Genomic DNA, 11,988 nt, shown 5'->3' with positions numbered 1-11,988 from the left:
GGAGGGCGCAATGGCACGCCCGGGCGACGACAGGACAGGCGACGTCGAGCGCAGACTGCGCCGCGCGCTTCTGGGCATGGCGACAGTGATCTGCCTCGCGCTGTTCCTGCTCTGGCGGATCGACAACCCCCGTATCGAGCGGCTGCGGATGGAGCTTGCCGACGCCGTGCTGCCGGGCATGTCCTGGGTCGCGGGACCGATCGAGCTTGGCACGGCGATGGTCCGCGACTACCGAAACTTCCTCGATGTCTACGACCAGAACCGCGAACTTCGCCGTGAGATCCAGCGCCTTCGCGTCTGGCGCGAGACCGCCCGCGCGCTCGAGGAAGAGAATGCCCAGCTCCGCGCGCTCAACCACGTCCGGCTGGCGCCGCGCACGGTCTTTGTGACCGGTGACGTGATCGCGGACTCCGGCGGCCCATTCTCGCACACGGTGATGGTGAATGTCGGTGAGCGCGACGGCGTGCTCGACGGATCGGCCGCCGTGGACGGATCGGGACTGGTCGGCCGCGTTGTCGGCACGGGACAGACGGCGGCTCGGATCCTGCTGCTGACCGATTTCTCCTCGCGCGTGCCGGTGATGATCCGCCCGTCCGGACGCCGTGCCATCCTGGCCGGCGATGGCGCGGCGGCGCCTCGTCTCGAGTTCGTCGACGGGATCGACGAGCTGCGCCCCGGCGACCAGGTCGAGACCTCGGGCGATGGCGGCGTGTTTCCCTCCGGCCTGCCCGTGGGGCGCATCATCGCGATGCCCGATGGCAGCCTGCGCGCGGCGCTCGCGGCCGACTACAACCGGCTCGAGTTCCTCCGCGTGCTTCGCTACAAGCCCGATACGCAGATCGACCGGCCCGGTGGGATGGTCGTACCCCCGGGGCCGGCCTCGAGCCCGTTGATCGGGCCGACGCGCCCGCTGGGAGCGATCCCGCAAGGCGCGCTCCCAGCGGATGGTCTGCCCTCGGCGACGGCGGGGAACTGAGGCGATGCGGCTTTCCACGCTCCCGTCGGGTGCTCGGCTTCTTCGGATGGCGCTGCTCGCCAGCCTCGGCACGCTTGCGATCTTCGTCGAGGCGGCGCCGATCGGGGTGGGCGCTCAAGCGACCCCCTCGCCCGATCTTCTGTTCTGCGTCACCGCCGCGATCGCGGTTCGGCGGCCGGCTTCCGCACCGCTCCTCATCGTTCTGACGCTGGGCCTGATGCGCGATCTGCTGACGGATCTGCCGGTGGGAATGGGTGCCCTCGCCCTGGTGCTCGGCATCGAGGCACTGCGCATGCGCTCGGTCGCGATGGCGCGGCGCTCGCTGTTGACCGAGTGGAGCCTCGTGAGCGTGGTCTTTCTCGGTATCCTGGCCATGCAGTGGCTGGCGCTCTTCATCACCTTCGTCCAGCCCCCCTACCTCTTCGATCTCGGCCGCCAATGGGTCGCAACGATGCTGGCCTACGTGCCCGTCGTGGCGACCGTCCGCTGGGTGTTCGGCATCGGCTGGCGTCGTGTGCCGGCGCCGGGCCGGGTCGGTTTCAAGGGCGAGGCCTGACCGATGCCGCTTTTCCGCAAAGCCACGACAGGTCCACGCCGCTTTCAGCAGCCCGTTGCCGACGACAACGCGCCCGCGCGTTCCACGACGCGCCGCGGCGCGATACTCCTGGGCGCGCAGTTTCTGGTCGCGGGCGCGCTCGCCTGGCGGATGCGCCAGCTCCAGATCGTCGAGACCGAGCATTATCGCCTGCTGGCCGAGGAAAACCGGATCAACATTCGCCTCATCGCGCCTGCCCGTGCCGAGATCTTCGACCGCAATGGCGTGCCGCTCGCCGTGAACCGGCAGAACTACCGCATCGTGATGGTTCGCGAGCAGGCCGGCGACCCCGAGGAGATGCTCGACCGCCTGGCCCGGATCATCGACATCCCGGACCACGAGATGCGGCGTATCCTCAAGGAGTTCCGCACGAAGCCAGCATTCGTGCCGGTCCCGATCGCCGATTTCCTCGACTGGGAGAGCTTCGCGGCGGTCAACGCCAACGCGCCCGCCCTGCCCGGCGTGCTGCCGGAGGTCGGCCTCTCGCGCCACTATCCGCACGGCCCCCAGACCGCCCATGTCGTCGGCTATGTCGGGCGCGTGACCGAGCGCGATCTCGAGAACCCCGACGACCAGGATCCGATCCTTCAGGTGCCCGAGTTCCAGATCGGCAAGGACGGAATCGAGCGCGCCGCCGAGAGGGAGCTGCGCGGCTCAGCCGGCACGCGGCGGATCGAGGTCAACGCGGTCGGGCGCGTCATCCGCGAGATCGACCGTGTCGAGGGTGCCGGCGGAAAGGACCTCCAGCTGACGCTCGATCTCGGTCTTCAGCGCTACTGCCACGAGCGGCTGGGCAGCGAGAGCGCGGCGGTCGTCGTGATGGATGCGACCAACGGGGATCTGCTCGCCCTCGCATCCAACCCGACCTTCGAGCCCAATCTCTTCGTTCAGGGCATCTCGCAATCCGACTATGCGGCGCTGATCCAGAACGACCACCGGCCCCTGCATAACAAATGGGCCTCGGGCATGTATCCGCCGGGCTCGACATTCAAGATGGTGGTGGCACTGGCCGCGCTCGAAGCCGGCATCATGGGGCCTGGCGACACCGTCTTCTGCAACGGCGGCTACCAACTGGGCAATCGGCGCTTCCACTGCTGGCGCCGCGGCGGGCATGGCCATGTCGACATGCGCGAGTCGCTCGAGCAGTCCTGCGACGTCTATTACTACGATGTCGCGAGGAGGGTCGGCATCGACCGCATCGCCGCGATGGCCAACCGGCTGGGCCTGGGCGTCGAACATGATCTGCCACTGCCCTCGATCAAGTCGGGGCTCATTCCCACGCGCGACTGGAAGCGAGCCGCCAAGAAGCAGGGCTGGCAGGCCGGCGACACCCTCAATACCGGCATCGGCCAGGGCTTCGTCCTCACGACACCGCTCCAGCTGGCGATCATGACATCGCGCATCGCGACCGGCCGGATCATCGCGCCGCGCCTCGTGCGCACGCGCGACGGCGTGCCGATCCCCGAGCAGGAGGCACCGCCCCTGGGGCTGAGCGAGGCGCAGCTTCGGGTGGTCCGCGATGGCATGCACAGTGTCGTCAACAGCCGTCGCGGTACCGCATGGCGCTCACGCATCGTCGATGATGCGGCGCTGATCGCCGGGAAGACGGGCACCAGCCAGGTCCGCAACATCACCGCCGCCGAGCGTGCGCGGGGCGTCTTCCGCAACGAGGACCTTCCCTGGGCGCGGCGTGACCATGCTCTCTTCACCGCCTACGCCCCGTCGGACCGCCCGAAATACGCGATCGCGGTCGTCGTCGAGCATGGCGGCGGCGGCTCGGCCGCGGCCGCCCCGGTCGCACGCGATATCCTGATGCATGCGCTCTATGGGCCCGAGCCACCGCTGACCGCCTATCCGGCCGACCAGAGGCCCGAGCGCCCGACTGCCGAGCCGCCGGCGGACGCCCCCGCCACTGGCACCTCGCGGATGCCGACATGATGCCGGTCGCCGAAGCCCGCGCCCGCCGCAATGCGGGGCGCCTCACGCTCATCGGGCGGCTGTTACGGCTCGACTGGGCGCTGGTCCTGCTGATCGGCGCCATCGCGGGTGTAGGCTTCCTGATGCTCTACTCGGTCGCCGGGGGCGACCTCGACCCGTGGTCGGGCCGGCAGATGACGCGTTTCGGCGCTGGTCTCGTGATCATGCTGATCGTGGCCATGATCGACATCCGCTTCTGGAAATGGGCCTCGCCGCTGGCCTACCTGGTCGCTCTCGGCCTCCTCGTCGCGGTCGAGATCGCGGGCGAGACGGGAATGGGTGCGACCCGATGGATCGCGCTGGGGCCCATCCAGCTGCAGCCGTCCGAGCTGATGAAGATCGCGATCGTGCTGGCGCTCGCGCGCTACTACACATGGCTCTCGCAGGACCTGGTGAGTCATCCGCTCTGGCTCGTGCCGCCCCTGATCATGATCCTCCTGCCGATGGTGCTGGTCCTCAAGCAGCCCGATCTCGGCACCGCGCTGATGATCGCGATGAGCGGCGCGGTGGTGCTCTTTCTCGCCGGCGTCTCGCTTTGGTACTTCATTTTCGCGGCGGCGGCGGCGGGCGGCGCGGTCTGGGTCGTCATGGCCTCACGCGGGACCGAGTGGCAGTTGCTCAAGGACTACCAATACCGCCGGATCCTGACCTTCCTCGACCCCGAGCAGGACCCGCTCGGCGCGGGGTATCACATCACCCAGTCCAAGATCGCGATGGGGTCCGGCGGGTTCTCGGGCCGCGGGTTCATGCAGGGGACGCAGTCGCGCCTCAACTTCCTGCCCGAGAAGCACACCGATTTCATCTTCACCACGCTGAGCGAGGAGTTCGGCTTCGTCGGTTCCGCCTCGCTTCTCGGGCTCTACGTCCTTGTCATGGCCTTCTGCTTCGTGTCGATGGCGCGCAACCGCGACCGCTTCGGTTCACTGATCACCGGCGGCCTGGCGGCGACCTTCTTCTTCTTCTGGGCCATCAACATGGCGATGGTGATGGGCCTCGTCCCCGTCGTGGGCGTGCCCTTGCCGCTGGTCAGCTATGGCGGATCTGCGATGATGGTCCTGCTCATCGCCTTCGGCCTGATCCAGTCCGCACACATTCACCGCAAGTAACGAGGTCCGCTCGATGGCCCCTCTCGTCCTCTACGCGGGCAAGCCCGCAGACCGCGCTGCCTACGAGCGCCACATCGCCCGCGCAGCCCGCGAGGCGGGCGTCGAGATCCGCCTGTGCATGGATCTCGCCGAGGTCGATCCCGCCGAGGTCGACTACCTGGTCTTTGCCGGCAGCGGCCCGGTGAGCGACTTCGCGCCCTTCACGAACCTCAAGGCGATCCTGAGCCTCTGGGCGGGCGTCGAGAACATCCTCAAGCTGCCCCTGCCCGCTGACGTGCCACTCGTGCGCATGGTCGAGGACGGGCTGACGCTCGGCATGATCGACTATGTCGTCGGCCACGTGATGCGCCATCACCTAGATATCGATCAGTATATCGAGGGCAACTTCGCCGGTGAGTGGGGCGTCGGCTACCCGCCGCTGGCTCGCGATCGGCATGTCGGCGTGCTCGGCCTCGGCACCCTCGGCACCGCCTGCGCCGAGCGGCTTGCGGCCAACGATTTCCGCGTCAGCGGCTGGTCGCGCAGCGAAAAGAGCGTCCCGGGTGTGCGCTGCCTTGCCGGCGAAGAGGGCCTTGAACGTGTTCTTGCCGAGGCCGAGATCCTCGTCCTTCTTCTCCCGCTCACGCCGGACACCACCCGGCTCCTCGACGCGCACCGCATCGCCATGCTGCCGCAAGGCGCCTGCATCGTGAACGCGGGTCGCGGCCCGCTGATCGACCACGACGCCCTGCTCGCGGCGCTCGATGCCGGCCGCCTGCGCCATGCCACCATGGATGTGTTCGATATCGAGCCCTTGCCCGCGGGCCATCGGTACTGGGGCCACCCGCGGGTGACGGTCACCCCGCATATCGCGTCGGCGACACGGCCCGAGACGGCCTCGGAATCGCTTGTGCGCCAGATCGCGCGGGGCGAACGGGGCGAGCCCTTCACCAACGTCGTCGACCGCGCGCTGGGTTACTGAGCCCCCCTGCCGCCGCCCATGCGAGCGCCATTGCGGAGCGCGCGCCATGCCACTAAGTCTTTGGCGCGAGTGACGGGGAGCGGCAGGCGATGGCCAATGGAAACGGAAACGGTGGACGCAAGATCCGGACCTCCCGGCGGCGCCGCGTTTCGATGGGACATCGCCTGAGGGCGAATTTCCTCACCGGCCTGATCGTCGTGGTCCCGGTGGTCGTGACGCTCTATCTGACCTGGGCGTTCATCACCTTCGTCGACGGCCAGGTCCTGCCCCTTGTCCCGGCCCCCTACAACCCCCGCACCTATATCGACGCAGACATCCCCGGCTACGGGCTGATCGTCTTCCTGATCTTCACCACGGTCGTCGGCTACTTCGCCAAGAAGGTCTTCGGCAAGCAGCTGATCCGGCTGGGCGAGGATTTCGTCGACCGAATGCCCATCGTCCGGTCGATCTACAACGCGCTCAAGCAGCTCGTCGAGACGGTGCTGAGCCAGTCCAAGACGTCCTTCCGCCAGGCCTGCCTGATCGAGTATCCCCGCAGGGGCCTCTGGGCGATCGCGTTCATCTCGACGGACACGAAGGGCGAGATCCTCAAGCGCTCGAACTCGGGCGAGATGGTGTCGGTATTCCTGCCGACCACGCCCAACCCGACCTCGGGCTTCCTGCTCTTTGTGCCGAAGAGCGATGTCGTTCTTCTCGACATGACGATCGAGGAGGCAGCCAAGCTGATCATCTCGGCCGGTCTCGTGAGCCCGCCCTCGCACGAGGAGGTGGCAGCCGAGCAGGCCCGCATCGCGCGCCGCAAGGAACAGCTCGCCCGCGTCGCGGGCGCCGACATGAGCAACGACAAGAAGAGCTGACGCCGCCCGCACATCGCACGGCCGGGGGCTCAGCGCCTCTTCAATCCCAGAGCGAAGGCGCCGAAGCCGACGGCCAGCACCGCCACGCAGATCGCCAGCAGCTTCGAGTACTTGTGCTCGAGCCCCGTCAGATCGCCCACGATCCGCATGCCGCCCTCGCTCTCGACCCCGTAAGCCGCCGCGCCCGCCACGGCCGCGAGGAATGCCGCCAAATAGGCCCAGCGCGCCACCTCGCGCCGGCCGAGGATCGACACCACCGCGACCGGCGCAAGGAACATCGAGGCGGTCCCCGAGACCGCGACCGCGGTGTAGAGCTCGTCCCAACCCAGCGCGAGAAACCCGAGCCCACCGGCCATGCACGACGCCATGGCAACCCGCCCGTTCGCCAGCGTTGCCCGCGCGAGCCCCATGTCGACGACCGCGAGCTTGGCCGCGCTCGACAGCGTCGAGTCCATCGTCGACACGGCCGAGACGATGAGCGCCAGGTTGACGAGCACCATCAGCGGGGCCCCCAGAAGGCCCGCCAGTGCCTGCTGGAAATCGGTCGCACCGCCGGCATGATGGGCCGCCACAACCCCCAGCATCGCGAAGGCGAAGATCGAGCCCATGCCGAGGAGCCCCGCCAGCCAGAAGCTTCGCCGCGTGGTCTCACGGTCGGCGATGAAGCCTCGGTCCGTCATCACCGGGTCGTGCAGCGGATAGCTGATCACCTGCAGGAGCGCGACCACGAGCAGGACCCAGCCCGGCCCCTGGTCGATGCGCGCAGGCGTCGCCAGATCGCCGGCATTCACCTGCGGAAGCGCCGCCACGGCCAGCCAGACGGCGGCGAGAAGCCCCAGGAAGACCAGCATCTGCACGACGTCCGTTCGCAGCGATGCCGAGAGCCCGCCCATCATCGAATAGGCCAGCGTGAGCACCGAGATCGCCGTGATCGCGCCCCAGTAGCCCAGGCTACCCGTCCCGCCAAAAACGAGCCCGACCACGAGAAGGTTCGCGAAGACCTCGGACAACAGACGCGCCGCGACGACGATGTTGAAGCAGGTGGTGCCCGCCGCGCCGAAGCGCGCGCGCAGGAACTCGTGGATCGAGCCGGACCCTTCGGCCGCGCGCAGCCGGTCGATCACCAGCCCGCCCGTAAAAAAGCTCAGATAATAGGCCGTGTAGGCCAGCGCGCCGGCCACGCCATAGTGAAACGCCAGCACGGCCGCGGTCAGCAGCGACCGGGCGAAGATCCAGGTCGTCACCTGGCTCAGCACAAGCGTCCCGAGGCCCGGCGCACGGCCATCGACGCCGGTCCCGCGAAAGAACCCGTCGGGGGTTGCCGCGCGGCGCGACGCGGCGAACGAGGCGGCCAGCACAAGCGCCGTCGCACCCAGTGCGAGCGCGGTATCGAAGGTCATGCTAAGCTCCCGGCAAATAGCGGCAGGCCAGAGCGTTACCAGCCGGACGGCTGAAATCGAAGTCAACGAGGCGTGAGACGATGCAGGCGCATGACGAGTGGCTGATGGCGATCCTCACGCGCCCGGCCACGGTCGACGATTATTTCTTCACGCCGGACATCGACCCGCCGCACGCAACCGAGGCCGAGTTCGCGGATCACCTGGCCTGGCTGCTCGACGCGCCCGGTGCGCACATGGCCCCGTATGACGATCTGTCGGTCGCTGCCGGACTGCGCTGGATCTTCGATTCGTCCGAGCCCCTGATGTTCCGCTGCATCGGCGCGCCCGGGGTCACGCAGGACACGCGTATCGCGATCGCCGCAGGGCTTGTCCCCCTCTTCTCCGAGGTCATCGCGCCGCGCTGTCCGCAGTCGCTCGGCCATCGTTCCGAGGATGGCGGCCCGCTCGCGCTCACGGCCTACATGTTCTTCGATCTCATCTGGATCGACCCCCCCGGTTTTCCCGCCGAGGCCGAGGCCCTCGACGCGGCGATGATCGAGGCGATGGGGGCGATCCTCGCCCTGCCCCATGCCGCCTGCCAGGAAGCCGCGCTCCACGGTCTCGGCCATTGGCATGACCGCGCGCCTGGGCGGGCATCGGCGCTGATCGACGATTATCTCGCCGGGGACCGCGCCGCGCGGCCCGAACTGGTGGTCTATGCGCGCGCGGCGCGCACGGGCTGCGTGCTCTGAGCTAGCCGGCCGCTCGGATCACCTCGAGGAAAGTGTCGCCATAGCGCTCGAGCTTGGCCGCTCCAACGCCATGGACGTCCGCCATCGCCTCGGCCGTCGCGGGCCGGTTCTGCGCCATCTCGACGAGGCTTCGATCCGAGAACACCACATAGGCCGGCACATTGGCGGCGCGGGCGATCTCGGCGCGGCGCGCTTTCAGGGCGGCCAGCAGCTCGGCATCCTCGGGCGCCATGTCGGGCGCGACGGCCGCGGCACGCCTGCGTTCAAGCCGGCGCGGCGTCTCCCGCCTCAGCTCGACGGTCCGTCCGCCCCTGAGCACCTCCCAGCCCGCGTCTGTGACGCTCCAGGCGCCGCCACGGCTGCCGTCGATGCCACAGAGGCCCAATGCCAGCATCTGGCGGAGCCAGGCCTGCCAGTCGCTGCGTGCATGGGCTGCGCCGACTCCGAAGGTGCGGATCTGGTCGTGGCCCAGACGCTCGATACGCTCGTCGCTCTCGCCGCGCAGGACCGAGACGACATGACCGGCACCGAACCCCTCGCCGGTGCGCAGCATGGCCGACAGTGCCATCTGCGCGATCTCGGTGCCGTCGATCCGCTCGGGCGGCTCGCGGCACAGGTCGCAGTTGCCGCAAGGTTCGGCATCGCTCTCGCCGAAATAGGCGAGCAGGGTCTGGCGGCGGCAGCGCGGCGCCTCTGCCAGCGACAGCAAGGCCGAAAGCCGCGCATGATCGGCGCGCTTGCGCTCGGGCGGCGCGTCGCCCTCGTCGATCCGCGCGCGCGCCAGCCGGATGTCGTCCGCGCCGTAAAGCGTCAGCGTGTCCGCCGGCAACCCGTCGCGGCCGGCGCGGCCGATCTCCTGGTAATAGGCCTCGATCGATTTCGGCAGGTCGGCCTGCACCACGAACCGCACGTCCGGCTTGTCGACACCCATGCCGAAGGCCACGGTCGCCGCCATCACCACGCCGTCGCCGCGGGTGAAGAGCGTCTGCCGCCGGCTGCGCTCCTCGGCCTCCAGCCCCGCGTGATAGGCCTGCGCCTGGCAACCGGCGCCGCGCAGCGCCTCGGCCATCGCCTCGGCCCGGTCGCGGGTCGCGCAATAGACGATCCCGGACTGGCCACGACGCGCGGTGACGAAGTCCAGCACCTGGCGACGGGGGCTCGCCTTGGGCTGGAAGGCGAGGAACAGGTTGGGCCGGTCGAAGCCGCGAATGAACTGCTGGGGCGCACGCCCGTCGAACAGCCGCCGGACGATCTCGGCGCGGGTCTCCTCGTCGGCAGTCGCGGTGAAGGCGCCAACCGGCACGGCCAGCCGCGACGCGAGATCCCCCAGCCGAAGGTAGTCGGGCCGGAAATCATGCCCCCACTGGCTGATGCAATGCGCCTCGTCGACCGCGAGGCGGGTGACGCCCAAGCCGCCGAGCCAGTCGCAGAAGCGCCCGGACGCCAGGCGCTCGGGCGCGACATAGAGCAGCCGAAGCCGCTCCTCGCGCGCGGCGTCCAGGATCCATGCCCGCTCGTCGGCGCCGGTGGCGGACGACAAGGCCGCCGCGGTGACGCCGTTCGCCCGCAGCGCCGCGACCTGGTCCTCCATCAGCGCGATGAGCGGCGAGACCACCACGGTCAACCCACCCCGGACCAGAGCCGGCAACTGGTAGCACAGCGACTTGCCGCCACCCGTCGGCATGATGGCCAGCACGTCGTCGCCCGCCAGCATTGCCTCGACGATCTCGGCCTGGCCCGGCCGGTAGCCGTGAAAGCCGAAGACCCGCGCCAGCGCCTCGGATTCAGCCGTGCCGGGTGCAGCTGCCGCGGCCGTCATTCGCGCCACCAGGTCGCGGGCCCCGCCCACCATCCCCACCAGCCATAGAGCGGCGCGCGCTCGGGCCGGTGCATCGCGGACGAATGGGCGATCCGGTCGGAAGGCAGCACTCCGAATGGCACGACGTAGATGCCCGCGCTCAGAACCCGGTCGAGCGCGCGCACGGCGGCACGGAAATCGGCCTCTTCCTCGGCGGCAAGCATCGCGTCGATTGCGGCCTCGACCGCGGGGTCCGCGACGCCCATGTAGTTGCGCGTGCCCGGCGCGTCGCGCCCCGCGGCGCCGAAATAGAGGCGCTGCTCGGTCCCCGGGCTCAGCGACATCGACCACCGGTTCGTCACGATGTCGTAGTCATATTCCTGGCGCCGCAGCTGGTATTGCGCGGCATCGACGCGCCGCACGCTCAACGTCACGCCCAGCCGCGCCAGCGCCTGCGCCCAGAGGCTTGCCAGCGTCTCGTCCTCGGTCGACAGGACGAGCGCCTCGAGCGTCAGCGCCTCGCCACCGGGTCCGCGGCGTTGGCCGTTGCTGACGGTCCATCCCGCCTCGTCCAGCAGCCGCGCCGCGCGCCTCAGGTTGCGCCGGTCGCGGCCGGTCCCGTCCGAGACCGGCGGCCGCCAGCCCTCGTCGAGCGTCCCCTCTGGCAGGCTTGCGGCGAAGGGCTCGAGAATCGCGCGCTCGTGCCCCTCCGCACGCCCCTCGAACCCCAGAACCGAGTTGTCGAAATAGGACCGGATGCGCCGCAACTGGCCGCGGTAGAGGCGCTCGTTCATCCACTCCCAGTCGAACGCCAGCGCCAGCGCCTCGCGCACCCGCCGGTCGTCCAGCGGCGCGCGGCGCGTGTTGAACACGAAGCCCTCCATGCCCGTGGGCCGGCCGTGCTCGATTTCCGCGCGGCGCAGCTTGCCCTGCGCCGCGGCCGGAAAGTCATACCCCTCAGCCCAGCGGACCGGGTCCGAATCGGCAAAGAAATCCACCGCTCCGGTCTGCACCGCCTGCCAGAGCGCATCGGCATTGCGGAAGAACTCGTAGCGGATCTCGTCGAAATTGTTCAGGCCGCGGTTCACCGCGAGGTCCGCGCCCCACCAGTCGGGGTCGCGACGGAAGGTGATATAGCGGCCAGGCTCGAAATCGGCGATGACATAGGGCCCCGAGCCGATGACAGGCTCCAGCCCGGACTCGGCGAATCCCCGGCCATCGGCGCGATTCTCCCACTGCTCTCGCTTCAGGACCGGGCGCAGGCCGAGGATCAGCGGCAGTTCGCGGTTCGGCTCCGAGAAGTCGATGCGCAGCGATCGCGGCCCCGTCTTTCGGATATCCGAGACCGCGTCCCATGCATTGCGGTAGCGCGGATGCCCCTCGCGCCCCAGCGTCTCGAATGACCAGATCACGTCCTCGACCGTGACCTCGCTGCCGTCGGAGAATCGGGCGCCCTCGCGCAGCGTGAACGCCACCCACGACCGGTCCGGCGGCGTTTCGATTGTCTCGGCAAGCAGCCCATAAAGCGTAAAGGGTTCGTCATAACTGCGCGCCATGAGCGACTCGACCATGTGCGGCGACACCGCC

The 11,988-nt window shown here is 69.1% G+C and carries 10 protein-coding genes; 7 read left to right on the top strand and 3 right to left on the bottom strand.

Features of this window, described 5'->3' with window-relative positions:
- Positions 1-10 precede the first annotated feature (10 nt).
- From mreC to H0I76_RS01935, 6 genes are all read left to right on the top strand, one after another.
- Positions 11-976, top strand: coding sequence for a rod shape-determining protein MreC (mreC, locus tag H0I76_RS01960; protein ID WP_200606284.1), 966 nt, complete (start codon positions 11-13; stop codon positions 974-976).
- Between the two features lie 4 nt (positions 977-980).
- A complete protein-coding gene (locus H0I76_RS01955; protein WP_200606282.1) occupies positions 981-1,532 on the top strand; it encodes a hypothetical protein in 552 nt (183 codons plus the stop codon).
- A gap of 3 nt (positions 1,533-1,535) precedes the next feature.
- Positions 1,536-3,509, top strand: a complete 1,974-nt coding sequence (mrdA, locus tag H0I76_RS01950; RefSeq protein ID WP_200606280.1) for a penicillin-binding protein 2 — start codon at positions 1,536-1,538, stop codon at positions 3,507-3,509.
- The gene (gene rodA / locus H0I76_RS01945) at positions 3,506-4,654 is read left to right on the top strand and encodes a rod shape-determining protein RodA (RefSeq protein ID WP_234455051.1); all 1,149 of its coding nucleotides are present in this window, start codon (positions 3,506-3,508) and stop codon (positions 4,652-4,654) included. Before mrdA ends, rodA begins: the two co-directional genes overlap by 4 nt.
- Positions 4,655-4,667: 13 nt before the next feature.
- Positions 4,668-5,615: a 2-hydroxyacid dehydrogenase gene (locus H0I76_RS01940; RefSeq protein WP_200606272.1), complete on the top strand. Its 948-nt coding sequence runs from the start codon at positions 4,668-4,670 to the stop codon at positions 5,613-5,615.
- 152 nt (positions 5,616-5,767) lie between these two features.
- Entirely contained in the window at positions 5,768-6,472 is a 705-nt protein-coding gene (locus H0I76_RS01935; protein ID WP_234455050.1) for a DUF502 domain-containing protein, read from the top strand.
- 29 nt (positions 6,473-6,501) lie between these two features.
- Here H0I76_RS01935 and H0I76_RS01930 read toward each other — a convergent pair whose 3' ends face one another.
- A complete protein-coding gene (locus tag H0I76_RS01930; RefSeq protein WP_200606268.1) occupies positions 6,502-7,872 on the bottom strand; it encodes an SLC5/6 family protein in 1,371 nt (456 codons plus the stop codon).
- A gap of 80 nt (positions 7,873-7,952) precedes the next feature.
- On the opposite strand from H0I76_RS01930, the gene H0I76_RS01925 reads away from it, so the two are divergent.
- Positions 7,953-8,603 (top strand): hypothetical protein, encoded by a 651-nt coding sequence (locus tag H0I76_RS01925; RefSeq protein WP_200606267.1) that lies wholly within the window; start codon positions 7,953-7,955, stop codon positions 8,601-8,603.
- Position 8,604: 1 nt separating this feature from the next.
- On the opposite strand, the gene recQ is transcribed toward H0I76_RS01925, so the two are convergent.
- Together recQ and H0I76_RS01915 are read right to left on the bottom strand one after the other, a co-directional pair.
- Entirely contained in the window at positions 8,605-10,422 is a 1,818-nt protein-coding gene (recQ, locus tag H0I76_RS01920; RefSeq protein ID WP_200606265.1) for a DNA helicase RecQ, read from the bottom strand.
- Positions 10,419-11,972 carry an extracellular solute-binding protein gene (locus H0I76_RS01915; RefSeq protein ID WP_234455049.1) on the bottom strand — a complete coding sequence of 518 codons (1,554 nt, stop codon included), beginning with the start codon at positions 11,970-11,972 and terminating at the stop codon, positions 10,419-10,421. The genes recQ and H0I76_RS01915 overlap by 4 nt, the downstream gene beginning before the upstream one ends.
- Positions 11,973-11,988 lie beyond the last annotated feature (16 nt).

Source organism: Thermohalobaculum xanthum, assembly GCF_016623495.1.
Classification (GTDB): domain Bacteria; phylum Pseudomonadota; class Alphaproteobacteria; order Rhodobacterales; family Rhodobacteraceae; genus Thermohalobaculum; species Thermohalobaculum xanthum.
The sequence above is the reverse complement of the archived record's forward strand: the minus strand, read 5'-3'. Positions and strand labels throughout refer to the sequence as shown.